This is a genomic window from Luteimonas saliphila, assembly GCF_016774335.1.
Lineage (GTDB): Bacteria > Pseudomonadota > Gammaproteobacteria > Xanthomonadales > Xanthomonadaceae > Luteimonas > Luteimonas saliphila.
In genome coordinates this window covers 266,427-290,969 of the sequence record NZ_JAETWA010000045.1, presented here as the reverse complement: position 1 = coordinate 290,969, position 24,543 = coordinate 266,427, and the positions used below count along the sequence as shown (strand labels likewise).

Here is a 24,543-nt window from a genome sequence, read left to right as displayed (position 1 = left end):
CCGTGATCGACCGATTCCTCATCGCCCTGCTGCGGGGCTACAAGCGCTTCATCAGCCCGTTGCTGGGCCCGCGCTGCCGGTTCGTGCCCAGTTGCTCCGAATACGCGATGGAGGCGATCGGTCGCTTCGGTGCGCTCCGCGGCGGCTGGCTGGCGCTGCGCCGGCTCGGTCGCTGCCACCCCCTCCACCCGGGCGGCCTGGATCCGGTGCCCCCCAAGACCGACGGAACCCGCTGAATGGCCGACACCCTGATCGTCAATGCCCGCCTGGTGAACGAGGGCCGCGAGTTCGACGGCGACCTGCGCATCGAAGGCGACCGCATCGCCGCCATCGGCAGCGGGCTGGCGGCCCGGACGGGCGAGACGGTGGTCGATGCCGGCGGCCGCCGCCTGTTGCCCGGCATGATCGACGACCAGGTGCACTTCCGCGAGCCTGGCATGGAATACAAGGCCGACATCGGCAGCGAGTCGGCCGCCGCGGTCGCCGGCGGCCTGACCAGCTTCATGGACATGCCCAATACCAGCCCGCCGACGCTGAACAACGCCGCGCTGGAGGACAAGTACGCACGGGCCGCGGGTCGCGCCCGCGCCAACTACGGCTTCTACTTCGGCGCCAGCAACGACAATCTCGAGGACGTGCGCGGCATCGACCCGAAGGCCACGCCCGGCCTGAAGGTGTTCATGGGCGCGTCCACCGGCAACATGCTGGTCGACGACCCGGAGACACTGGACGCCATCTTCCGCGACACCCCGGTGCCGATCATCACCCACTGCGAGGACACGCCGACGATCGATGCGATCCTCGCCGAGTACCGGGCGAAGTACGGCGACGACATCCCGGCGCAGTGCCACCCCGACATCCGCTCGCGCGAGGCCTGCATCAAGTCCACGCGCCTGGCGCTGGAGCTGGCGCGCCGCCACGACACCCGCCTGCACGTGCTACACATCTCCACCGCGGACGAGCTGGCGCTGTTCGAGCGCGGGCCGATGATCCGCGCCGACGGCAGCCGCAAGCGGATCACCGCCGAGACCTGCATCCACTTCCTGCGCTTCGACCGCGCCGACTATGCGCGCCTTGGCCACCAGATCAAGTGCAATCCGGCGATCAAGGACGCCTCCGACCGCGCAGCGCTGCTGCAGGCGCTGGCCGACGACGTGATCGACGTGCTCGCCACCGACCACGCGCCGCACACCTGGGAAGAGAAGCACAATCCCTACGTGCGCGCGCCCAGCGGCCTGCCGCTGGTGCAGTTCGCGCTGGTCGCGGCGCTGGAGTGCGTGCACGAGGGCCACTTCTCCACGGCGCAGTTGGTGCAGAAGTTCGCCCACGCGCCGGCGCAACTGTTCGACGTGCACGAGCGCGGTTACCTGCGCGAAGGCTGTTTCGCCGACCTGGTGCTGGTGGACGACACCCCGTTCACGGTCCGCCGCGAGGACGTCCTGTCGAAGTGCGGCTGGTCGCCGTTCGAAGGCACGCGCTTCCGCTCGCGGATCGCCTCGACCTGGGTGAACGGCGAGCTTGCCTGGGACGGCAGCTCGCTGGTCGGACCGGCGCGCGGGCGGCGCCTGGAGTTCGCCCGATGACGTGGCGTCCGCGACCGCCGGCGGGCGGTCGGGTGGCGATCGCGTTGCACGGGAAGCTGGCGGACCAGGGAAGGTGGTGGCATCGCGCCGGCTTCGCGCTCGTGCCGACGCTGTTCGCGCTGTCCGCTGCGGTCTTGCCGTCGCCGGCTGTCGCCGACGACAAGGCGGCGGCGCCCGCCACGTCGGACGACCGGCTGGTGTTTCCCGCCAGCGTGCAGCAGGGTGCGATGGTCCTGGGCAAGGTGCCGCCGGGCAGCACCGTGACCCACGCCGGACGCACGCTGCGCACCACCGGCTACGGCACCGTGGTGTTCGGCGTGGGTCGCGATGCGGTCGGTCCGCTGGTCGTGTCGGTGGTACGCCCCGATGGCAGCCGCGAGGAGGCGGGCATCGCGGTAGCCGCGCGCGACTGGCCGTTGCAACGCGTGAACGGGGTACCGGCGAAAACCGTCGACCCGCCGCCGGCCATCGCCGAACGCATCCGCCGCGAGCAGGCGCGGGTCGCAGCTGCGCGCGTCCGCGACGATGCCCGCGCCGATTTCACCCAGGCCTTCGTGCGCCCGGTCGAGGGACGCATCAGCGGCCGTTTCGGTCGCGCCCGCGTCTACAACGGCAAGCCCGGTGCGCCGCATTCGGGCATGGACATCGCGGCCGCCAGCGGCACGCCGGTGCTCGCGCCCGCCGCGGGCGTCGTGACCTTCGCCGACAAGGACCTGTACCTGACCGGCGGCACCCTGCTGGTCGACCACGGCCATGGCATCAGCAGCAACTTCCTGCATCTGTCGCGGATCGACGTGAAGGTCGGCGATCGGGTGGAACAGGGCCAGGTGATCGCGGCCGTGGGCTCGACCGGGCGGTCGACGGGGCCGCATCTGCATTGGGGCATGAGCTGGTTCGACGTGCGCATCGATCCCCAGTTGGTGCTTGAACGCACGCCGTAGCCCGGATAAGGCCGAAGGCCGCATCCGGGGCGCCGCGCAGGCTCCCGGCGCGCCAGCCGCCCCATCCCGGGTGCGCTTCGCTTACCCGGGCTACGCGGTGTGGCGGCCGTAGCCCGGATAAGGCCGAAGGCCGCATCCGGGGCGCCTGCGCAGATTCGCGGTGCGCCCGCATCCTCCCACCCGGGTGCGCTGCGCTTACCCGGGCTACGTGGTGTGGCGGCCGTAGCCCGGATAAGGCCGAAGGCCGCATCCGGGGCGCCTGCGCCGTTCCCGGCACGCCTGCCGTCCCATCCCGGGTGCGCTTCGCTTACCCGGGCTACGTGCTTGTGTCGCGCGTGGCGACGCGTTCAGCCATATCGCAGGACTGGAGTCGACGGCGCGGATCGGCGGAGGTGCTCAAGCGGCGGATGCTCGCTGCATCAGGCGGCCCAGCCGGGCGACGCTCGGCGAGTCCGCCAGATCCTCGGGCGATACCAGCCGCGGGTTCGGCTTCGGGTCCACCGGCCCGGCGCCGGTGCGCAGCAATGCATCCGCGCCCTCGTTCGCCACCACGTGCGCCGACTGCGCCAGCACCGCCTGCCGTGCCAGCTCCAGTTCGTCGTCCGAGACCGGGCGCAGCGATCCGTCCGCCTCGCCCAGCCCTGCAAGGTCGACGCTCTTCATCGCGTTGAGCTGGTTGCGCGGCGCCTGCAGCGACTGCCGCCCGCCGGGCCGGAGCAGCGGCCAGATCTCGTCGAACAGCGCCTTCCAGTCGATGTCGGGAAAGGGCGCCGTGCCGCGCGCGCCGACCACGATCTCCGGTGCCAGTCGCCCGGGCGGGGTCGCCGCGCATTCGGCATAGGCGCGATACACCACCTCGCTGCAGACCATGCCCCCGGTGGAGTCCGGCAGCGCGTGGTCAAGGGCCACGCGCACCAGCAGCCGCGCCCACGGGTGCACCGGCCATTTGCCGCGCACCGCCATGATCGCGCCGAGCAGCGCCAACTGGTCGATCGGGTACGGGATCCCGAGCAGCGACTCGGCCTTGGCCAGGATGTCGGCGAGGTCGGCAGGTTCGAGCGGACCGCCGCCGTCTCCGAGCATGCGGTAGGCGTCGATGAAATGGTAGTTCGCCTGGTCGGCGATCCGCTGCGCCAGCGGATAGCGCCTCACGCCGGAGGCCGCCGCCTCGATCAGGTCGCCGCCGTCCGCGACCACCGCCGCATGGCTGTAGGCGCCGTCGCTGGCCCAGGCGATCAGCTCCGACAGCGGACCTTCGCCGAGCATCAGCAGGATGTCGCCGGTCTGCAGGTCCGCCAGCGGCAGCGGTGGCGCGTCGGGCGTGGTGTTGGTGTCCATTTCGCTCTCCTCGGTTCAGACGGTCCACAATCCTTCCTGCGGGGCCGCCGCGCTGGCGCGGTCGCGTCCCGCCGACTTGCTGGCATACAGCGCGGCATCGGCGCGCTCGAACAGGCTGGCCATCGATTCGCCCGGTTCGAGTTCCGCCACGCCGATGCTGAGCGTGGCGAGGAGTTCCAGCTCCGCCATCGACAGCGGGCGGCAGTTCACCGAGATGCGCATGCGCTCGGCGATCGACAGCGCCTCGTCCTGGCGCCGGCCCGGCAGCACGACCAGGAACTCGTCGCCGCCGTAGCGGCCGATGGCCTCGTTGCGGCGCAACTGGTTGCGCAGCCGCCAGGACACGATGCGCAGGCACTGGTCGCCGACGCTGTGGCCGTGGCGGTCGTTGATCTCCTTGAACCGGTCGACGTCGATGAAGGCGATCGACAGCGGCGCGCCCTGTTCGCGTGCATCCTCCACCTCGCGGTACAGCCGCTCCTCGATGCCCTGCCGGTTCATCGCCTTGGTGACCGGATCGATCACCGCCTGGCGGTTGGCGTGGTCCCGGTCGCGGCGCAACTGCAGCAGCTTGTCGAGCAGACCGATGGCCAGCAGCAGGCTGGCGATCACGAAGCTGCCCGCCAGACCCTGCCCCAGCCACGCCGGCCCGGACCACAGGCCCAGCATCTGCGCCGCGGCCATGAACGAGAAGGCGCACAACCAGATCCAGGACGCCAGCACCACGCGGGCCACCCGATCGCCTCCGATCGACAGCACGCCACTCGCCACCACCAGGACCACCGCCGAATACAGCAGTGCGAAGTTGCCCGCCATCGAAAACACCGGCCAGTCGCCGAACAGCGTGCAGACGGCCGAAACCGCCGCCACCGCGGTGCCCACGCCCAGCAACCGGTCCAACCACGGCAGCTTGCGCGGCAGGTCGAGGTAACTGCGCTGGAACAGGTTGCTGAACACGATGCCGGTGCAGCCGAACAGGCGGTTCGTCTGCGCGCTGGTGCCGAACACCATGTCGGCCCAGGGCAGCCAGCGCAGGTCGCCTCCGATCGCCGCCAGGTAGCCGACCGCGCACAGCAGCATCGCGCCGAAGTAACCATAGCTGCGTTCGCCGGTACCGCCCCAGAACGCCAGCGCCAGGATCACCAGCACCGCCAGGCTGGTGAGCACGAGGGAGCGCCATGCGACGTGGCCGAGGTCCTGGCGATGGACGTCGTCGAGCGTTTCCACCGAGACCGCCGTGAGCATGGTCGAGCGGTGCTCGATCCGCAGCCAGACCGGGTCGCCGGCCGGGATCCCCGCCGGCAGATCGACCACCAGGGCACGGGCGGAGTAGCGGTCGTCGGCATGTGCGCCGTACAGCGCGTGCCGCGTCGGCGCATCGGCGCCGGGCACCCAGGCCTCGACCCGATACAGGAACGGCGAGCGCAGCACCAGCTTCGGTGAGGTGTCGGCCGCGACCGGGGCGGCGGCATCGATCCGCCACCACTGCGTCTCGCGCGCGGTCTGCTGGATCGTCGCCCGCTCCCGGGGCGGCTGCAGATTCGCATCATGCTGCCCGCCCAGTACCTCGGCGGCGGGAGGGTCGTCGCGCAACTCGCGCACGGTCAGCTCGACCGCCCCCAAGGCAGTCGACCAAAGCAGCAGGAAGCACAGTCCAAGACTGCGCCGCCACCTCGGGCGCCACGGATCCCCCATGGGCGCGATCGTAGCCGATCGGGATCACGCGGGGATCGTGCCCCCGTCACCTTTCAGCGTGGGGAGGAACTCACCCTTGCGACCGCGTCGTGCGCGTGCAGGCTCTCGAAATGGGACACGGTGGCATCGAAGCGCTCGATCCGCGCGTCCCCGGCCAGTGCCGCCGCCACCCGCCGCGCGGCGTCCTCGCAGAACATCAGGTTGGCGGCGTTGAGCGCGGCGAAGGCCTGCTCGTCCTCGCGCTTGACCGCGGTCTGCACCGGGGTGCCGAGCGCGGCCTCGATCGCGTCCACCAGCTCGGCCAGCGGCAACTGGTCGAAGGCGGGACGCAGGCGCACGCTGACGTCGGCGCGGCTGCGCTGCGCGTGCGGGGTCGCGGCCAGGCCGCGCGGCGAGGCCAGCCAGTCGCGCACCACCCCCGTGGACAGCGGCGTGGCGGCGGAGAAGTCCGCGGCGAAGCGCTGCGCGTTCATCTGCCGCGACAACGCGGCGGACGCGGGACAGGTGCTCGAATACTCCACGGAGAACGCCAGGTCCAGCGCGAAATGTCCATCGGCCAGCTCCGCTCGCACCTCCACCGGGTAGTTCTTCCAGCCGCTGTGGTCGCTGGCCAGCGCCGGGCGCCGCAGCAGGTGCCCGTAGCGGATGGCAATCCGGGCGCGCGTGGACAGGCCCTGCTGCGAATCGATGCAGTCCTGCAGCACGCGCCGCAGGGCGGCGTGACCCGCCGGCTCCGCGCTGAGCGCGTCCTGCAGCCGCAGGTACAGGCGCGACATGTGGATACCACGGGCATCGGGATCGCGCAGGTCGACGGCCACGTCGACCGAGGCGGGGGCCAGCAGCGGCGCCGCACCGTCGGCCACTGCGATCCGCAGCGGTAGCGCGATCCGGTCCATCCCAACCCAGTCGAGCGCGCGCGCGGCGCTGGCGGCATCGCCGGCGACGTCGGGCAGGCTGTGGGCTGGGGTCTGGGTCACGGGATACCGTTCGGGGAAGGAGGCGCCTAGTTTACCGGCTCCCTGCGGATCGCCCACGCAACGCAGCGTTGCCTCAGCCGCGGGCGGCGCGCCAGCCCGCCAACAGCATGCGCAAGGACGCCGGACGCGCACTGGGACCGCCCCCTTCCATCAGGCGCAGGCGCTCCCGCACCACCACCTGCTGCAGACGCCGTGGCCGGGACGGTGCGCAAGGCCGCAACCCGGGGCGCAGGCCCGTGGCCATCCCGGGATCGCCCTGCACCAGCGACCGCTCGGCGCGCAGCCCCGCGACTACATCCACGACCACGTGGTCGTCCGGCCCGCGCCCTCCGAACATCGCCGCCTCGCACGCCAGCAACTGGACGGCGAACGCGCGCAACGCGTCGACATCCCCTTCGGCGGATTCCGGCGAGCGCGTTGCCGGCAGCACCGTCAGCGCCCGTCCCAGGGCCTCCCACGGCGCCTGCTGCTTCTGCAGGGCATCGCCCAGTGGATGACGACGCGCGCCGCGCGCCCAGCCGCGCAGTTCCTCCTGCCACCAGGCGAGCTTGGCGAGGCCCGGCGTGGGATCGCCGCCGCCCCAGGCCGCATCCGCAAGCTCCTGCAGCAGGCAATACCAGGCTGCCGCCGCCACCCGCTGCCCGCGCGGCACGAAGACCAGCAGCACGCCCCACTCCGGCCAGCGCGCGCGCCACTTGTCGAGGAAGCTCTCCAGCGATGCGGATTCCGCCATCTGCGCGAACGCCCCTAGCGGCCGGGCCAGACCGCCGGATCGAGCAGATCCGCAGCCGCCTCGATCATGGCATCGCCCTGCCAGGCGGCGGGATCGTCGTCGTCCAGCCGGTAGCCCCACAGCGCCACCACCGAGGCCATCCCGGCGGCGCGCGCGGCATCGATGTCGCGGCGGTCGTCGCCGACGTACACGCAGCTCCCCGGATCGAGTCCGAGCGCCTGCGCCGCATGCAGCAGCGGCAGCGGATGCGGCTTGCGCTCCGCCAGGGTGTCGCCGCCGACCAGCACGCCGCAGCGCGATGCCCAGCCCAGGCCGGGCAACAGGTCGCGGGCGAGGGTTTCGGGCTTGTTGGTGACGATGCCCCAGCGCGTGCCGTCGCCCTCGAGTTCCGCCAGCAGCGCCTCGACGCCTTCGAACGGCCGGCCGTGGAGGCCCAGTTCCTCGCGGTAGACGGCGAGGAACTCGGGCACCAGCTCCGGTACCTGTTCGGGCGGCACGTCGGGGAACGCGGCCGATGCCATCGCCCGCGCACCGCGCGAGACGTGGGGGCGCAACGCTTCGAGCACCATCGGCGCACGACCGCGCACCGCGCGCATGCGGTTGACCGTGGCCAGCATGTCCGGCGCGCTGTCGAGCAGGGTCCCGTCGAGGTCGAACAGCACGCCGCGGGGGTAAGACCGTGATTGGTGATTCGTGATTCGTGATCCGGTCATTGCCATGCCGCTTCCCGGCTTTTCCCTTGTTCGCATTGCGCTTCAGCGAGCGCCGTGAAGACGTCGAGCCAGGACTCGATCGAATTCGTTCGTGATCCCATCAAAGCGCCCCGCCGCAGCCTGGCCGGACCGGATTGTGCATCCCAATCACCAACCACCAATCACGGCTTCACCGCTTCACCGCACACGCGAGGTAGTTCACGTCCGTGCGCGAGACGATCCGCGCTGCGTTGCGCCAGGGCTCGTACATCATGCCGCTGACGTCCTCGAGCTCGAGTCCGGCCTCGCGCAACCACGCGGCCAGTTCCGAGGGCCTGATGAACTCGCTGTAGCGGTGGGTGCCGGTGGGCAGCAGGCGCGCGATGTACTCGGCGCCGACGATCGCCAGCGCGAACGCGGTCGGGGTGCGGTTGAGGGTGGACACGAACAGGTGTCCACCGGGCCGCAGCAGGGCGGCGCAGGCGCGCAGGATCGCCGCCGGATCGGGCACGTGCTCGAGCATCTCCATGCAGGTCACGGCATCGAATGCCTCCGGGCGCTCGGCGGAGAGGTCCTCGACCGACTGCACGCGGTAGTCCACCTTCACCCCGGATTCCAGCCCGTGCAGGCGCGCGACCTTGACCAGCTCCGGGGCGAGGTCGATCGCGGTGACCTGCGCGCCCTGCTTCGCCATCGCCTCGCTCAGCAGGCCGCCGCCGCAGCCGACGTCGAGCACGCTGGCGCCCTGCAGCGGCCTGCGTCGCGCCACGTAGTCCAGCCGCACCGGGTTCAGCGCATGCAGCGGCTTCTGCGGGCCATCGGGGTCCCACCAGCGGTTGGCGATGGCGCCGAACTTGTCGAGTTCCTGTTGGTGGAAGTTGGCGCCCGCGGCGCTGCCTGGCGAGGTCGTCATCGAAATGGGATCCTGTACGTGCCTGCGCATTGTAGGCCGCCCTTCCCCTGCCCCCGTGATCGCCGCCTCGGCTGGCGACGCCGCTACGGCAGCACGACCGCGGCGATGCGCTCGCGCCACTGGCGCGCGTTGGCGACGATGCGGGTCGCATCCATGTCGACCAGCCAGCGATCGCGCAGCTTCGGCTTGCCGGCGATCCAGACGTCGCCCACCTGCTGCCGGCCGGTGGCGTAGACCAGTTGCGACACGACATGGTGCAGCGGCTGGGTCTCCAGCGCGGAGAGGTCGACGCAGGCCAGGTCGGCCTGCTTGCCCGGCTCGATCGAGCCGACCAGGTGGTCGAAGCCGATCGCCTTCGCGCCGCCCAGCGTCGCCGCGCGCAGCGCGGTGAACGCATCCAGTGCGGCGGCATCGCCGGCGACCGCCTTGGCCAGCATCGCCGCCGTGCGCGTTTCGCCGAACATGTCGAGGTCGTTGTTGCTGGCCGCGCCGTCGGTGCCGATCGCGAGCGTGACCCCGGCGCGTGCCAGGGCGCAGGCCGGGCAGAAGCCCGAGGCCAGCTTCAGGTTCGATTCGGGGCAGTGCACCACGCTGACGCCGCGCTCCGCGCACAGGTGGATCTCGGCCTCGGTCAGTTGCGTCATGTGCACCGCGATCAGGCGGTCGTTGACCAGGCCCAGCCGGTCCAGGCGCGCGATCGGGCGCTGGCCGTGCTCGTCGATCGACTGCGCCACTTCCTGCGCGGTCTCGTGCAGGTGCAGGTGCACCGGCAGGTCGAGCTGGTCGGCCAGCATCCGGATGCGTTCGAAGTTGGCGTCGTTGACGGTGTACGGCGCGTGCGGCGCGAACGCGGTGGCCACCAGCGGATCGTCGCGCCACTGGTCGTGCACCGCGCCGGCCTTGTCGAAGTACTCGTCGTCGCTCGCGGCCCAGGCGGTGGGGAAGTCGATCACCGGCAGGCCGATGCGCGCGCGGAAGCCATGGCGCCGGTAGGTAGCCGCCTGCACGTCGGGGAAGAAGTAGTTCTCGTTGACGCAGGTCACGCCGCCGCGCAGCAGTTCGGCGATCGCCAGGGTCACGCCATCCTCGACGAAGGCCGGGCTGATCACGGCGCCCTCGATCGGCCAGATGTGGCCCTGCAGCCAGACCTTGAGCGGCAGGTCGTCGGCGACGCCGCGCAGCAGGGTCATGGGATTGTGGGTGTGGGCGTTGACCAGGCCGGGGATCAGCGCCGCGTCCGGGCGCGCGACCGTTTCGGCCGGGCTGAAGCGCTGGCGTGCCTCCGGGGTGGGCAGGAGCGCGACGATCGTGCCATCGTGGATCGCCACGGCATGGTCCTCGAGCACCACGCCATGCGGCTGGACCGGGACCACGAAACCGGCTTCGATCAGGAGGTCGCAGGGATCGGGGGTTTGGTTGTTCGTCATCGCGCCATTCTGTCATCCCGTAGGCGCCAAGCGGATGACGGATCGCCCGGCATCGCTGTCCGGAACCGGACCTGCGCGAAGAGCCGGGTCGCGGTATCCGTCAGTCTGGGCCCGCACAGCGGGTGAGGAATCCGCCTGCGGCGACCCGCGTCGGCCGCCCGGCAAGATCCCTCGCCTACGGCTCGGGATGACAAAACGCCGCGGCCGGCGGGAGCAGGTGCCAGCGATGCTGCCAGCCGGTCCTCCCCACTAGCTGTCATTCCGAATCCGTGCAGCGGGTGAGGAATCGGGCTGCGGCGACCCGCGTCGGCCTGACAAGATCCCTCGCCTACGGCTCGGGATGACGCAACGGCAGCCACGCGCGGTGCGCGTGGGCCCGGTGTATCGCATCGCTCGTGAGAAGATCCCTCGCCTGCGGCTCGGGATGACGCAACGGCAGCCACGCGCGGGGCGCGTGGGCCGTTGCGTCACTTCACGCGGCTGACGTAGTCGCCGGAGCGGGTGTCGACCTTGATCACCTCGTCCTGGCCGACGAACAGCGGCACGCGCACCACCGCGCCGGTTTCGAGCTTGGCCGGCTTGCCGCCGCCGCCCGAGGTATCGCCGCGCACGCCGGGGTCGGTCTCGACGATCTTCAGTTCGACGAAGTTCGGCGGGGTCACCATGATCGGGGTGCCGTTCCACAGGGTGACCACGCAGGTTTCCTCGCCCTTGAGCCACTTCTCCGCGCCACCCATGCCGGCCTCGTCGGACTGCACCTGCTCGAAGCTCTCCGGGTTCATGAAGTGCCAGTACTCGCCGTCGCTGTACAGGTACTGCATGTCGGTATCGACCACATCGGCGGCTTCGACCGAATCGGTGGACTTCATGGTGATTTCCTGCACCCGGCCGGACTTGATCAGGCGGTAGCGCACGCGGGTGAACGCCTGGCCCTTGCCCGGCTTGACGTAGTCGGTCTCGGTGATGATCGCCGGTTCGTTGTTGACCAGGATCTTCTGGCCGTTCTTGACGTCGTTCATGCCCAAACTGGCCATGGGGTCTCCTGCTGGACCGCCCGCGGGCGGCTAGAATGTGGGAATCGGTAGGTCCGGCGCGCCGGGCGAAGACATGCAAACCACCATGATACCTGCTGCCCCCGCCCGGCTGCAGCCGAGAGGCTGGCAGCAGCACTGGCGCGAAGCCATCCGCGACCCGCGCGAACTGCTGTCGCTGCTGGGCCTGGACGGCCTGGCGGGTGTGTCCGATGCCGCGGCCGCCCAATTCCCGTTGCGCGTGCCGCGCGGCTTCGCGGCCCGGATGCGCCCGGGCGATCCGAACGACCCGTTGCTGCGCCAGGTGCTGCCACTCGATGCCGAGTTGCGCCTGGTCCCCGGCTTCTCGCTGGACGCGGTGGGCGACGCCGCCGCCCGCGCCGGCCACGGCGTGATCCACAAGTACGCCGGACGCGCCCTGCTGGTCGCCACCGGCAGTTGCGCGGTCCATTGCCGGTACTGCTTCCGCCGGCACTTCCCCTATGCCGAGCAGACCGCGGCGGCGGCGGGCTGGCGCGCGGCACTGGACACCCTGCGCGGCGACGACTCGCTGCAGGAGGTGATCCTGTCCGGCGGCGATCCGCTGTCGCTGGCGACGTCCAAGCTCGCCGAGCTGACCGGGGCGCTGTCCGCCATCCCCCACGTCCGCCGCCTGCGCATCCACACCCGGCTGCCGGTGGTGCTGCCGGAACGGGTCGACGACGTCCTCCTCGCCTGGCTGTCGGCGCTGCCCTGGCCGGTGGTGGTGGTGCTCCATGCCAACCACGCCAACGAGTTCGATGCGCAGGTCGATGCGGCGATCGCGGCGCTGCGCACCTGCGGCGCGACCCTGCTCAACCAGGCCGTGCTGTTGCGCGGGGTCAACGATACGGTCGACGCCCAGGCCGCGCTCCATGAACGCGGCTTCGCCGCCGGGGTGCTGCCCTATTACCTGCACCAGCTCGACCGGGTCGCCGGCGCCGCGCATTTCGAGGTCCCCGACCACGAGGCGCTGGCCCTGCACGCCGCCCTGCGCACGCGCCTGCCCGGCTACCTGCTGCCGCGACTGGTGCGCGAGGTGGCCGGGGATGGGTCCAAGCGCCCACTGTGAACCCACTGCAATGGACGCGACCCGCGGCGCCATGGCATAACCCCGCTTCCACCGGAGGACCGCATGCCGAAGAAGCCTGACAACGCCCTGCGCCTGCTGATCGTCGACGAGCGCGTCGAGGACGCCGAGGCGCTGGTCAGCGGCCTGCGCAATGCCGGGATCGCGGTCCGCCCGGTGCGGGCCGCCACCGCGGAGGAACTCACCACCGCGCTGGCGGGACCCGCCGACCTCGTGCTGGCGGCGCTGGCGGCGCAGTCGCTGACGTTCGAGGACGCCATGAGCTTGGTCACGGGCACCGGCAAGGACCTGCCGGTGATCGCGATCGCGGAACGCCTCGACGAGGCGCAATACGACGCGGTCCTGAGCGCCGGGGCCCGTGCCGTCGCGCTCCGCCACCGGCCGCAGCAGGTCCTCTCCCAGGTCCGCAACGAATGGGACGACCTCGAGGCACGTCGCGCCCAGCGCCGCCTGGAGGCGCGCCTGCGCGAGACCGAACGCCGCTGCGACGCACTGATCGAGTCCTCGCGCGACCCCATCGCCTACGTGCACGAAGGCATGCACATCCGCGCCAACAGCGCCTATCTGGAGATGTTCGGCTACGACAGCTTCGAGGACATCGAGGGGATGTCGCTGCTGGACATGGTCGGCTCGCAGCACGTCGAGGATTTCAAGCAGTTGCTCAGGTCGCTCGCCAAGGGCGAACCGCCGCCGCCGCGCTACGAACTCGAGGCACGCGACCTCGAGGGCAACGGGTTCCCGGCCTCGATGGAATTCACCCAGGCCCAGTACGAGGGCGAACCCTGCCTGCAGGTGGTGCTCCGCCGCCAGGAATTCGATCCCGAACTGGCCCAGGAACTGGAGGAACTGCGCCAGCGCGACCAGGTGACCGGCCTGCTCAACCGTCCGACCTTCCTGCGGTCGCTCGAGGACGCGGTCGACGACGCCGGCCAGAACAACGGCCAGCACGGCCTGCTGCTGATCGAGCCCGACCACTACCACCGGCTGCTGCAGGACATCGGCCTGGATTCGGCGGACTCGCTGCTGGCCGCGATCGGCGAGCGGCTGCAGGCGCTGCTGCGCGACGCGGAGTTCGGCGGACGCGCGATCGGCGCGCGCTTCTCCGAGCACACGCTGGCGGTATTGCTCCGCGGCAGCGACTACGCGGGCACCTCGGCGCTGGCCGAACGTATCCTCGCGGCCTTCTCCGCGGACGTATTCTCGATCGGCACCCGCTCGAGCGTGATCACCGCCAGCATCGGCGGCGTGCAGATCGGCGAGAAGATCGCCAGCGTCTCCCAGGTGCTGGCCAAGGCGACCCAGGGCGCCGAATCGTCCAGCGGCGTGGGCGGCAACCGCTACGAGATCTTCGACCCCGCCGCGATGGACCGCGCCGAGGAGGAGCACGTGCGCGCCTGGGTGTCGCGCCTGCGCGACGCCCTCGACAACCAGCGCTTCGTGCTGCACTACCAGCCGATCATCAACCTGCAGGGCGACACCGGCGCGACCTACGAGACGCTGCTGCGCCTGGACCCGGGCGACGGCCAGCTGATCTCGCCCGGCAACTTCATGCAGATCGCCGAGGAGCACGGCCTGCTCGGCGAAATCGACCGGGCGGTGATCGGCCAGGCGATCTCGGTGCTCGGCCAGCGCATCGCGTCCAATCGCCCGACGACGCTGCTGGTCAAGGTGACCCAGGCCGCGCTCGACGACACGGGGCTGGCCGCGTTCATCGGCGAGCAGTTGCTGGCGCACGGGGTCCCGGGCGAGTACCTGGTCCTGCAATTGCCCGAGGCCAAGGTGTTCACCCACCTGAAGGCGACACAGTCCTTCGCCGATGCGATCGGCCGCTTCGACTGCCGGCTCGCGCTGGAGCAGTTCGGCGTCGGCCTGGATTCGTTCCAGCTGCTGGCGCACCTGAAACCGAACATCCTCAAGATGGACCGCAGCTTCATCGAGGACCTGCCGCGCAACGAGGAGAACCAGGCGCGGGTGCGCGACATCGCCAAGCGCGCGCGGGAACTGGGCATCCGCACCATCGCCGAATACGTGCAGGACGCGGCCAGCATGTCGATCCTGTTCTCGTCGGGCGTGGACTACGTCGAGGGCCACTTCCTGGCCACTGCCAGCCCGGTGATGAATTACGATTTCGAGTGATGGACGTGTGGTGATTCGTGATTCGTGATTCGTGATTGGTGATTGGTGACTGGTGACTGGTGATTCGTGATTGGTGATTCGAGAAAAGCGAAAGGCGCGGAAGTCCGCGCCTTTCTGCGTTTTCGTCGATGACGGATTGACAGGGCCCGGAGGGCGCCCAATCACCAGTCACCAATCACGGCTCCTCACACCAGCACGCCCTCGCGCAGTGCCTCGGGCGGCGCGGCGCGCAGGGCGGCGATGCGCTCTTCCAGCGGCGGATGGCTCATCAGCAGGCGCTTGAGGCCGTGGCCGATGCCGCCGCTGATGCCGAACGCGGCGATCTGCTTGGGCAGCGTGTTCTGGCCGTGGTTCTGCGCCAGCCGCTCGAGCGCGGCGATCATCTTGTGCCTGCCGGCCAGGGCCGCACCGCCGGCGTCGGCGCGGAATTCGCGATGGCGCGAGAACCACATCGCGATCATGCTCGCGAACAGGCCGAAGATCATGTCGAGGGCGAACACCACGGCGAAATACGCCATCCCGCCCATGTCGCGGCCCATGTACTGGCTGAGCGCACGCGCCACCACCCGCGCGAGCACGATCACGAAGGTGTTGAGCACACCCTGCAGCAGCGCCATCGTCACCATGTCGCCGTTGGCGACGTGCGCGACCTCGTGCCCCAGCACCGCCTCGGCCTCGTCGCGGTCCATCGAGCGCAGCAGGCCGGTCGAGACCGCGACCAGCGCGTTGTTGCGGTTGGCACCGGTGGCGAAGGCGTTGATTTCCGGTGCGTCGTAGACCGCCACCTCGGGCATGCCGATGCCCGCGGCCTGCGCCTGGCGCCGCACCGTCTCGACCAGCCAGCGCTCGGTCTCGTTGCGCGGCTGCGCGATCACCAGCGCGCCGCTGAAACGCTTGGCGGTCCATTTCGACAGGAACAGCGACAGCAGCGAACCGCCGAAACCGAACAGCGCGGCGAACACCAGCAGGCCGGCGAAGGTCGAGGGGTTCACGCCGAAGATCGCCATGACGATGCTGACCAGAGCCAGCACCGCGAGGTTGGTCAGCAGGAACAGGGTGATGCGTTTGAACATGGTCGGGTCTCTTCGGGAGTCGGGTGTCGTGATTGCCCGTCGTCTGCAACGATTATGGTTGCCGGAGGTGAAATTCAAGTCGCGCGCGGCGATCATCGTGCCGGGCGGCGTCCGCCCGCCGAACCATTCAGCCGCCGTCCATGCCCGCCTCCATCGCCTATCGCGGCCGCTTCGCGCCCTCGCCCACCGGACCCCTGCACTTCGGTTCGCTGGTCGCCGCGCTCGGCAGCTGGCTGCTGGCACGGCGTGCGGACGGCGAATGGCTGGTGCGGGTCGAGGACCTCGATCCACCGCGCGAGGTGCCGGGCGCGGCGCAGGCGCAACTGCAGACGCTGGCCGCCTTCGGCCTGCATGGCGACGGCCCCGTGCTCTGGCAGGGCACCCGCGGCGCGGCCTATCTGCAAGCGCTGGAACGGCTGCTGGACAGCGGCGACGCGTTCGTCTGCCACTGCAGCCGCACCGCACTGGCCCGCAGCGGCGGCATCCACCGGCGCTGCATCGCCGGCGCGCGGCGTCCGGATCCGGCCATCCGCCTGCGCGTCCCCGCCGGCACGGCCATCGAATTCGTCGACGCGATCCACGGCCGTATGCGCCAGGACGTGTCCTCCACGGTCGGCGACTTCGTCCTGCGCCGCGCCGACGGCCTGTGGGCCTACCAGCTGGCGGTGGTCGTCGACGACGCCGCGCAGGGCGTCACCGACGTGGCCCGTGGCGCAGACCTGCTCGATTCCACCCCGCGCCAGATCCTGCTGCAGCGGCGCCTCGGGCTGCCGACGCCGCGCTACGCGCACCTGCCGCTGGTGCTCGACGAGGCCGGGCGCAAGCTGTCGAAGTCGCAGGCCGCCTTGCCCCTGGACGAGCGCGCGCCATTGCCTGCGTTGCGCGTGGCCTGGCGGGTACTCGGCCAGAACCCGGGCGCGGTCGGCGCCGCCGGTTCGCCGGAAGTCTTCCTCGCGGCCGCGATCGCCGCCTTCGAGCCGGCGCGGATCCCGCACGCACCGGTCGCGTTCCGCGCCGCGATGCACAACACGACTGTCGCCCTCGGCGACTAGACTGTCCCCGGTGCCGCGGCGGCGGCGAAAACGGGAAGGAAGCAGGACATGACGACACGGGTGGCTCTGGTGACCGGTGGTACCGGCGGAATCGGCACGGCGATCTGCAAGAAGCTTGCGGATCAGGGCCACAAGGTCGCGACCAACTACCGCAGCGAGGAAAAGGCCCGGGCCTGGCAGTCGCAGATGAAGGCCGACGGCTACGACTTCACCCTGGTCAAGGGCGACGTGACCTCGCCGGCGGAGGCCGAGGCGATGGTGCGCGAGGTCGAACGGCTCCTCGGCCCGATCGACATCCTGGTCAACAACGCCGGCATCACCCGCGACGGCACCTTCCACAAGATGAAGGCCGAGCAGTGGAACGACGTGATCAACACCAACCTCAACTCGGTGTTCAACGTCACCCGTCCGATCATCGAGGGCATGCGCGAGCGCAAATGGGGCCGGATCATCCAGATCAGCTCGATCAACGGCCTCAAGGGCCAGTACGGCCAGGCCAACTACGCCGCGGCGAAGGCCGGCATGCACGGCTTCACCATCTCCCTGGCGCGCGAGAACGCCAAGCTGGGCATCACCGTCAACACCGTCTCGCCCGGCTACGTCGCCACCGACATGGTGATGGCGGTGCCCGAGGAAGTGCGCGCCAAGATCGCCGCCGACATCCCCACCGGGCGCCTGGGCAAGCCCGAGGAGATCGCCTACGCGGTGGCCTTCCTGGTGGACGAACAGGCCGCGTGGATCACCGGCTCCAACCTCGACATCAACGGCGGCCACCACATGGGCTGGTAGCGGAAACCCGGGCCGCTGCTGCGACAGCGAAAAGGCCGGCGATGCCGGCCTTCTTGCTGCCCACTTCCGCACCGGACGCGCCCGTATGTTGCGCAGCACGCGGTCCCGCCCGCCGGCACGGCGGCATCCGCGCCGAGAGGCCTGAACGCGTCGGCTTGCAAGCCGTGCTGCGCTGCGCCATGCTGCGCGGCACCATCCTTCGGGCATCCGTTCCAATGGCTTCGACCCGGATCATCAAGAAGTACCCCAACCGCCGCCTGTACGACACCGAGATCTCGAGCTACATCACGATCGAGGACGTGCGCCAGCTGATCGTCGACGGCGAGGAGTTCGAGGTCCGCGACGCCAAGTCCGGCGACGACCTCACCCGCTCGGTCCTGCTGCAGATCATCGCCGAGCACGAGTCCGACGGCGAGCCGGTGCTCTCGACCCAGTTGCTCAGCCAGATCATCCGCTTCTACGGCGATTCGCTGCAGGGGTTCATGGGCAGCTACCTGGAACGCTCGATGCAGGTGTTCCTCGACCAGCAGCAGCAGTTCCGCCAGCAGATGGGCGGTGTGCTCGGGCAGACGCCGTGGGCGATGATGAACCAGCTCACCGAGCGCAACATGGAGCTGTGGAAGGAGTTCCAGAAGAACCTGACCGGCAGCGTCGGCCAGAAGCCGGACCCGGACCGGCGCCCGCCGGACAACAAGCGCGGCCGCTGATCGTCCGCGACACGCGGCCGGCGACGGCCGTTCGACTTTTCTTCCCCTCTCCACAGCATCCCCATGAGCAAACGACTGGCCGTCGTCACCGGCGGCATCGGCGGACTCGGCACGCCCATCTGTATCGCGCTGGCGCGCGCCGGTCGCCGCGTCGTCGCCGCCGACCTCGGCGGCAACCCCGAGCGGATCGCGCGTTTCGAGCACGAGGTCGACGGCCTCGATATCCACTTCGCGGCGCTGGACGTGTCCGATTTCGATGCCTGCGAGGCCTTCGTGCGCGACGTGGAGGCCGCGCACGGCCCGCTCGACATCCTGGTCAACGCCGCGGGCATCACCCGCGACACCACCTTGCGCAAGATGGAGCGCGCGCAATGGGACGCGGTGCTGTCGGTCAACCTCGACAGCGTGTTCAACCTGTGCCGGCACGCGATCGGCGGCATGGTCGAACGCGGCTTCGGCCGCATCGTCAACATCAGTTCGGTCAACGGCCAGACCGGCCAGTTCGGCCAGACCAACTATTCCGCCGCCAAGGCCGGCATGCACGGCTTCACCATGGCGCTCGCGCGCGAGGTGGCGCGCAAGGGCGTGACCGTCAATTCGATCTCGCCGGGCTACTGCGAGACCGCGCTGGTGGCGGCGATTCCAGACGAGATCCGCCAGGGCATCGTGGACAAGGTCCCGGTCGGCCGCCTCGGCCATCCGGACGAGATCGCGCGCACCGTCGAGTTCCTGAGCGACGACGGGGCCGGCTACATCACCGGCGCCAACATCCCGGTCAACGGCGGCCTGTACATGGCGTTCTGAGCCGGCAGGCTCCATCCGGCCGCGACTGGCCGGGCAATCCCCAGGCGATCGACACCCGGGCGCTAGCGAGCGGCGCCGGCTGCCTCCGTGCAGAAGCGCTTGCGGTAATCCAGCGCCTTGGGCATCAGCGACTGCAGGTTGGCGATGCGGGTGCCGGGGTTGGGGTGGGTGGAGGAGAACTCGGGCGGCGCCTGGCCGCCGCTGGCTTCGCCCATCCGCTCCCACAGCGGCACCGCCTCCTGGGGATCGAAGCAGGCGGCCGCGGCGAGCATCAGCCCCACCTCGTCGGCCTGGATCTCGTGCTTGCGCGCGTACGGCAACAGGTAGCCATAGCCCATCGCGGCCATGATCATCTGCTGCTGTTGCGGGTCCATGCCGCTCATCGCGCCGGCCATCTGCCCGACCTGCGTGAGCTTCTGCTGGGCCATGCGCTGGGCGCCGTGGCGCAGCAGCGCATGCGCGATCTCGTGCCCCATCACCACCGCCATCGCATTCTCGTTCTGCGCCACCGGCACCAGTCCGGTGTACACCGCCATCTTGCCGCCGGGAAGGCAGAAGGCGTTGGCCTGCTCGGACTGGATGACGTTGACCTCCCATTCGAAGCCGCGCGAGAACGTCGGCGCCGGCAGGTCGTGTTCGGCCGCGAGCGCAGCCTCGACCTCCGGCACCTTGGCGACCAGGCGCTCGGCGATGCTGCGCACCTGGCGCGCGATCTGGGAATTGGGATCGACCGGCTGCTCCTGCGACAGGATCTCCTGGTAGGCCTGCAGGCCGAGCGCCTTCTCGTCCTCGATCGACAGGCCCTTGTCGATCAGCACCGACTCGCCGGTGACCGCATCGACCGCCTGGTTGGAAAACCAGTAGTAGACGCCGTAGCCGGCGAACAGCAGCAGGATGATGAAGCGCGGGTTGATGCCGCGCTTGCGCCCTGCGGACTGTCGTCCGTGGCGGCCACCGAACGGGTCACGTCGCATCGCCCTGCCTCCGCTGCATCACAAGTCGCGCACGACGCGGAAGCCGAGCCGGGCATTGGTGGTGTCCACGTTCGCCGGCGCGCGCCACGCCGAGCGCGTCTGCGCCGGCGAGCTCGCCCAGGAACCGCCGCGGATGACCTGGTCGCGACAGCCCGGGTTGATCCAGGCCGAGCCGTCCTTCGGCGCCCGCCGGTATCCATCATGCCAGCAGTCGGCCACCCACTCGCTGACGTTGCCAGCCAGGTCGTGAAGGCCCCATGCATTCGGTTCCATGCGACCCACCGGCGCCGGCCCCCAGTATCCGTCGCCGAAGCCGGTGAACGCGTTCGTCCAGGTCCTGCCTGCCGGCGACCGGTCGAGCGAGCCGGTGGTGTTCGCCGCGCGCGCCGGCGGATCCCCATCGCCCCAGGGATAGCGCCCTTCGCCCCCGGCGCGCAGCGCGTACTCGAACTCCGCCTCGCTCGGCAGCCGGTAGCGCTTGCCGGTCTGCGCCGACAGCCATTCCGCGTAGGCCTGCGCATCGCGCGCGCTGACGTGGATCACGGGCAGGCCGTCGTCGGCGGGTCGGCCCAGGTAATCGGAGTGCCAGTCGACCCCGCTGCGCCGCACGAAGTTGCCGCTGCGTTCGTCGTACACCATCGAGAAGCCGCGGCGCGCGGCGCGGGTGCGGTGCCCGGTCGCGGCGATGAATCGCCGGAACTGGCCCACGGTGACCTCCCGGATCGACATGCCGAAGCCGCGCTCGAAGCGGATCGGGTGCGCCGGACGCTCGTAGTCGCTGGCGCCGGCTTCGCCGTCGCGTGCGCCCATCGTGAACGCACCGTGCGGCACCACCGCCATCTGCGGGCCGCGCCCGCCGGTGCCGAGCGCATCGGTGAACACCTGCCCCGGCGCGTACATCCCGTAATGTACGGCGAGGGTGATGCGCTCGCGCAATTCGGAGGCCGCCGGATCGCCCGGGCGGGCGATGCGGAGCATCTCGGCCAGGTGCCGCCGGGCGACGTCCACGCCGCCGAACTTGGGCAGGGCCGCGATGCCGAGGTCGCGCAGGCGGGCGATGCGCGTGGCGCGCATGCCGGCGATGCGGGCGTGCGCATCGACGACCGTTTCCAGGCCGGCATCGGGACGCACCTCGGCCGCGTGCGCCAGCCAGCGCAGCGCCGCATCGAAGTCCGCGGATTCCGCAGCCGCCTCGGCGCGCCGGATCAGGGCGCTTTCGACGGCGGCCAGCCCCTGCATGGCGCGCGGCTGCGCAGGCTGCAGCTCGAGCGCCTCGCGGAACGCGGCCAGCGCGCCGCCGCCCTCCTCCCCCAGCCGGCCCTGCGCGAGCGCGCGTTCTCCGGCCTCGTCGAGCGCACGCACGCGTTCGGCCACGTCGATGCGCTGCAGGAAATCGAGTACCGCCTCGTCGTCGCCGTCGACGGTGCGTGCCACCGCGGCCGCGCGTCTGGCGCGATCGAGCGCATCCGGCTCGCCGGCGTCGGCCCCGGCGAGCGCGGCATCGCCCTCTTCGAGCACGCTTCGCAGTGCGCGCCGCAGGCCCGCCTCGGCGAAACGGCTGTGCTCGGGCCGTGTCGACAACGCCAGGTAGATCGGAATCGCAGCGTCGGCGTCCTCGTACAGCCGCCCCTCCGTGAGCGCGGCGGTGGCCCGTCGCCGGAGGTCGCCCACGTTTGCCTCGGCCAGGTCGACCGCCGGCACCCGCCAGGTCAGGCTCCCGGCCACGCTGTCGTCGCCGCTGATGGTGACGCTGCCTGTGCCGGCCGCGGGGACCTCGTCGACTGTGGCGGCCGCTTCCACAGCCGCATCCTCCGCATCCGCGGGATCGCGCGCGCAACCCGCGAAGCACACGGCGCACACCGCCAGCGCGATCCAGGCCACACGCAAAGAACCGGACTTCCTCGACGGCATCCGCACCAGATTAAGCCATCGCGACGAGCGGCGCGCAGCGGGCGCCCTTCTCCGGTCCGGCCGGTTTCAGGATTGCCATCCCGCCCCGCCCGCCGTTAGGCTGCCGCCCCATGTCGTCATCGCCAGTGATCTGGGTCGCAGACCCCGCCGTCCTCCATTCGCAGCTCGCCGAGGCGACCACGCGGGTGGCGATCGATACCGAATTCATCCGCGAGCGGACCTACTGGCCGCAGCTGTCGCTGGTGCAGGTCGCCATCGAGGCGCCCGCACCCGGCGCGCCGACGATCCTGCTGGTCGACATGCTCGTGGGCGGCATGGCCCAAGCGCTCGCACCGCTGCTGGCGAACCGGTCCATCGTCAAGATCATGCACAGCGCAAGCGAGGACCTGGTGGCGTTGCGCCAGACCTGCGGCGTCGTACCCGACCCTCTGTTCGATACCCAGATCGCATCGGGGCTGGCCGGCGTGGGCGCCGGCCTGGGCTACCAGCGGCTGGTGCAGGACCTGCTCGGGATCGCGGTCGACAAGGGCGAAACCCGCTCGGACTGGATGAAGCGCCCGCTTTCGCCGGCGCAGCTCGACTACGCCGCCGAGGACGTGCGCCACCTGTTCGCGCTGCACGACGCGCTGTCGGCGAAGCTGCGCGCACTCGGTCGCGATGACTGGTTCGCCGAGGACTGCGCACGGCTGCTGGACGGCGCTCGCAACGACGAGGGCGAGCGCTGGCCGCACCTGTCCCTGCGCAGCGCGCAGTTCCTCGACGTTGCGGCCCGCCGCCGCCTGCTGCGGCTGCTGCGCTGGCGCGATGCGCAGGCGCGGCGCAGCGACCGGCCGCGCAACTGGGTGCTGGACAACGAGCTGGCGACCACCCTGGCGCGCGAGGCGCCGGCCGACCGCGCTGCGCTCGAGCGCCTGTTCGACGCGCACCCCAAGGCCCCGCGCAAGCTAGCCGGTTCGGTGTGGAGCGCATTGGAGACGCCGCTGCCCGACGAGGACGAGGCCCCGGAGCCACGCACCAGCGAGCGCGACCGCAAGGCCCTGCGGCGCCTCCAGGACGCGGTCTCCGCGCGCAGCATCGAACTGGGGCTGCCCGATGGCGTGCTGGCGTCGCGGCGCTGGCTGGAATCGCTGCTCGACGGCGAGGACTGGCCCGGCGTGCTCTCGGGCTGGCGCCGCGCCCAGCTCGAACCGTCGCTGTCGCCGCTGCTGGAGGCGGCTGGCGACACCGCCCCCACATCCGTATAATCGCGTCCGCCGTGGGGCCATAGCTCAGCTGGGAGAGCGCGTCGTTCGCAATGACGAGGTCGGGAGTTCGATCCTCCCTGGCTCCACCAATCGACATGCGATGAACAAGGCCGGGAAACCGGCCTTTTTCATGCCTGCGCGCCGGCCGGGGCTCATCGCCCGTCGCCGCTTCAGCTGGCGACAGGCCCATGGACGCTATCCTCGCCGCGCTCCCCGACGATGATCCGCATGCGCCCGACCTCGCCCGCGCCCTCCCCGTTTTGGCTCGCGCCGCTGCTGCTCCTGCTGCTGGCGGCCTGTGCCGGTCGCGATGCGCCGCGCGCGGAAATGCCGCCGGCGCCCGTCCCGGTCGCACCCGCGGCACCGGCGCCGCCCCCGCGCATCGGGCTGGCGCTCGGTGGCGGCGCGGCCAAGGGTTTCGCCCATATCGGCGCGATCAAGATGCTGGAAGCCAACGGCATCCGCGCCGACGTGGTCGCCGGCACCAGCGCCGGCAGCGTGGTCGGCGCGCTCTACGCCAGCGGCATGGACCCGTTCCGCATCCAGGAGCGGGCGGTGGCGCTGGACGAATCGACCCTGCGCGACGTGCGCCTGTTCTCCGGCGGCCTGGTGCAGGGCCAGGCGCTGCAGGACTACGTGAACGCGGAGGTCGGCAGGCTCCCGATCGAACGCATGAAGAAGCCGTTCGCAGCGGTCGCGACACGACTGGACACCGGCGACCGCGTGGTGTTCGTGCGCGGCAACACCGGCCAGGCGGTGCGCGCCTCGAGCAGCGTGCCGGGCGTGTTCGAGCCGACCCGCATCGGCGAGCGCAGCTACGTCGACGGCGGCGTGGTCAGCCCGGTGCCGGTGGATGCGGCGCGCCAGCTCGGCGCCGACATCGTCATCGCCATCGACATCTCCAGCAAGGCCGGCGGCAGCACGCCGACCGGCATGGCCGGCATTGTCAACCAGTCGATCACGATCATGGGCCAGACCCTCGGCCGGCAGGAGCTCGCGCGCGCCGACGTGGTCATCCGGCCGCAGGTCAACGAGATCGGTCCGGTGAGCTTCGAGCAGCGCAACGCCGCGATCCTCGAAGGCGAGCGCGCGGCGGTGGCGGCCCTGCCGCAGATCCGTGCCCGGATCACCGCCGTCGAACAGGCGCGTCGCGACGGGGAAGCGCGCCGCGCCGCGGCGCGAGCCGCGGAGATCGCGCCGGTCGACATCGACTGCGGCGACAGCTGGGTGCGGCGGCTCAACCCGTTCGCGAAGGACAAGCCCTGCGGCTGATCCCGCCGGCTTGATCCACGTCAAGCCGGCCGCAACTGCGGCGCATGCAGCACGCGGTGCGGGCTCCTGCTTGACGCGGATCAAGTGCTTCCCGGCGCCCCGGCCCCACGATGCCTCCAGACACCCGAGGACATCGAGGAGAG

The 24,543-nt window shown here is 70.8% G+C and carries 22 protein-coding genes and 1 tRNA gene; 12 read left to right on the top strand and 11 right to left on the bottom strand.

Annotation, left to right across the window (positions count from 1 at the left end):
• The first annotated feature begins 2 nt into the window (after nt 1–2).
• From yidD to JMO03_RS16660, 3 genes are read left to right on the top strand one after another with little or no spacing between them, the layout of a single operon-like run.
• A complete protein-coding gene (gene yidD / locus JMO03_RS16670; RefSeq protein ID WP_202844864.1) occupies nt 3–236 on the top strand; it encodes a membrane protein insertion efficiency factor YidD in 234 nt (77 codons plus the stop codon).
• On the top strand, nt 237–1,583 hold the full coding sequence (locus JMO03_RS16665) for a dihydroorotase (RefSeq protein WP_202844863.1): 1,347 nt from the start codon (nt 237–239) through the stop codon (nt 1,581–1,583).
• Nucleotides 1,580–2,524 carry a M23 family metallopeptidase gene (locus JMO03_RS16660; protein WP_238346244.1) on the top strand — a complete coding sequence of 315 codons (945 nt, stop codon included), beginning with the start codon at nt 1,580–1,582 and terminating at the stop codon, nt 2,522–2,524. Before JMO03_RS16665 ends, JMO03_RS16660 begins: the two co-directional genes overlap by 4 nt.
• Nucleotides 2,525–2,920: 396 nt before the next feature.
• On the opposite strand, the gene JMO03_RS16655 is transcribed toward JMO03_RS16660, so the two are convergent.
• The 8 genes from JMO03_RS16655 to efp all read right to left on the bottom strand — a co-directional run bounded on the left by JMO03_RS16655 (nt 2,921) and on the right by efp (nt 11,333).
• Complete coding sequence (locus JMO03_RS16655; protein WP_238346243.1) at nt 2,921–3,862, bottom strand: C40 family peptidase; 942 nt, start codon at nt 3,860–3,862, stop codon at nt 2,921–2,923.
• Between the two features lie 15 nt (nt 3,863–3,877).
• Nucleotides 3,878–5,557 (bottom strand): sensor domain-containing diguanylate cyclase, encoded by a 1,680-nt coding sequence (locus JMO03_RS16650; RefSeq protein WP_202844862.1) that lies wholly within the window; start codon nt 5,555–5,557, stop codon nt 3,878–3,880.
• A gap of 53 nt (nt 5,558–5,610) precedes the next feature.
• A complete protein-coding gene (gene folE2 / locus JMO03_RS16645; protein WP_202844861.1) occupies nt 5,611–6,534 on the bottom strand; it encodes a GTP cyclohydrolase FolE2 in 924 nt (307 codons plus the stop codon).
• Between the two features lie 73 nt (nt 6,535–6,607).
• On the bottom strand, nt 6,608–7,267 hold the full coding sequence (locus JMO03_RS16640; RefSeq protein WP_202844860.1) for an isoprenoid biosynthesis enzyme family protein: 660 nt from the start codon (nt 7,265–7,267) through the stop codon (nt 6,608–6,610).
• Between the two features lie 14 nt (nt 7,268–7,281).
• The gene (gph, locus tag JMO03_RS16635; protein ID WP_202844859.1) at nt 7,282–7,980 is read right to left on the bottom strand and encodes a phosphoglycolate phosphatase; all 699 of its coding nucleotides are present in this window, start codon (nt 7,978–7,980) and stop codon (nt 7,282–7,284) included.
• Between the two features lie 169 nt (nt 7,981–8,149).
• Nucleotides 8,150–8,872 (bottom strand): bifunctional 2-polyprenyl-6-hydroxyphenol methylase/3-demethylubiquinol 3-O-methyltransferase UbiG, encoded by a 723-nt coding sequence (gene ubiG / locus JMO03_RS16630; RefSeq protein WP_202844858.1) that lies wholly within the window; start codon nt 8,870–8,872, stop codon nt 8,150–8,152.
• Nucleotides 8,873–8,955: 83 nt separating this feature from the next.
• A complete protein-coding gene (locus JMO03_RS16625) occupies nt 8,956–10,299 on the bottom strand; it encodes a TRZ/ATZ family hydrolase (protein ID WP_202844857.1) in 1,344 nt (447 codons plus the stop codon).
• A 467-nt stretch (nt 10,300–10,766) separates the two neighbouring features.
• Complete coding sequence (gene efp, locus JMO03_RS16620) at nt 10,767–11,333, bottom strand: elongation factor P (RefSeq protein WP_202844856.1); 567 nt, start codon at nt 11,331–11,333, stop codon at nt 10,767–10,769.
• Between the two features lie 73 nt (nt 11,334–11,406).
• Between efp and epmB the strand changes: the two genes are divergently transcribed.
• Together epmB and JMO03_RS16610 are read left to right on the top strand one after the other, a co-directional pair.
• Nucleotides 11,407–12,420: an EF-P beta-lysylation protein EpmB gene (epmB, locus tag JMO03_RS16615; RefSeq protein WP_202844855.1), complete on the top strand. Its 1,014-nt coding sequence runs from the start codon at nt 11,407–11,409 to the stop codon at nt 12,418–12,420.
• 63 nt (nt 12,421–12,483) lie between these two features.
• Entirely contained in the window at nt 12,484–14,574 is a 2,091-nt protein-coding gene (locus tag JMO03_RS16610) for an EAL domain-containing protein (RefSeq protein WP_202844854.1), read from the top strand.
• Between the two features lie 185 nt (nt 14,575–14,759).
• On the opposite strand, the gene htpX is transcribed toward JMO03_RS16610, so the two are convergent.
• Nucleotides 14,760–15,647, bottom strand: a complete 888-nt coding sequence (gene htpX, locus JMO03_RS16605; RefSeq protein ID WP_202844853.1) for a protease HtpX — start codon at nt 15,645–15,647, stop codon at nt 14,760–14,762.
• A gap of 140 nt (nt 15,648–15,787) precedes the next feature.
• Between htpX and gluQRS the strand changes: the two genes are divergently transcribed.
• The 4 genes from gluQRS (at nt 15,788) to phbB (JMO03_RS16585) (ending at nt 18,999) form a co-directional block, all read left to right on the top strand.
• Nucleotides 15,788–16,699, top strand: a complete 912-nt coding sequence (gene gluQRS / locus JMO03_RS16600; protein ID WP_202844852.1) for a tRNA glutamyl-Q(34) synthetase GluQRS — start codon at nt 15,788–15,790, stop codon at nt 16,697–16,699.
• Between the two features lie 48 nt (nt 16,700–16,747).
• Nucleotides 16,748–17,488, top strand: coding sequence for a beta-ketoacyl-ACP reductase (gene phbB, locus JMO03_RS16595; protein ID WP_202844851.1), 741 nt, complete (start codon nt 16,748–16,750; stop codon nt 17,486–17,488).
• Nucleotides 17,489–17,703: 215 nt separating this feature from the next.
• Complete coding sequence (gene phaR, locus JMO03_RS16590) at nt 17,704–18,195, top strand: polyhydroxyalkanoate synthesis repressor PhaR (protein WP_202844850.1); 492 nt, start codon at nt 17,704–17,706, stop codon at nt 18,193–18,195.
• Between the two features lie 63 nt (nt 18,196–18,258).
• Nucleotides 18,259–18,999, top strand: a complete 741-nt coding sequence (phbB, locus tag JMO03_RS16585) for an acetoacetyl-CoA reductase (RefSeq protein WP_202844849.1) — start codon at nt 18,259–18,261, stop codon at nt 18,997–18,999.
• 62 nt (nt 19,000–19,061) lie between these two features.
• Here phbB (JMO03_RS16585) and JMO03_RS16580 read toward each other — a convergent pair whose 3' ends face one another.
• Nucleotides 19,062–19,973 carry a M48 family metallopeptidase gene (locus JMO03_RS16580; RefSeq protein WP_202844848.1) on the bottom strand — a complete coding sequence of 304 codons (912 nt, stop codon included), beginning with the start codon at nt 19,971–19,973 and terminating at the stop codon, nt 19,062–19,064.
• An 18-nt stretch (nt 19,974–19,991) separates the two neighbouring features.
• Nucleotides 19,992–21,884, bottom strand: coding sequence for a formylglycine-generating enzyme family protein (locus JMO03_RS16575; protein ID WP_202844847.1), 1,893 nt, complete (start codon nt 21,882–21,884; stop codon nt 19,992–19,994).
• A gap of 110 nt (nt 21,885–21,994) precedes the next feature.
• Here JMO03_RS16575 and rnd point away from each other — a divergent pair, with 110 nt between their 5' ends.
• From rnd to JMO03_RS16560, 3 genes are all read left to right on the top strand, one after another.
• The gene (rnd, locus tag JMO03_RS16570) at nt 21,995–23,128 is read left to right on the top strand and encodes a ribonuclease D (protein ID WP_202844846.1); all 1,134 of its coding nucleotides are present in this window, start codon (nt 21,995–21,997) and stop codon (nt 23,126–23,128) included.
• A 13-nt stretch (nt 23,129–23,141) separates the two neighbouring features.
• Nucleotides 23,142–23,217 (top strand) — tRNA-Ala (locus tag JMO03_RS16565).
• A 139-nt stretch (nt 23,218–23,356) separates the two neighbouring features.
• Nucleotides 23,357–24,400, top strand: a complete 1,044-nt coding sequence (locus JMO03_RS16560) for a patatin-like phospholipase family protein (RefSeq protein ID WP_202844845.1) — start codon at nt 23,357–23,359, stop codon at nt 24,398–24,400.
• The last annotated feature ends 143 nt before the right edge of the window (nt 24,401–24,543 follow it).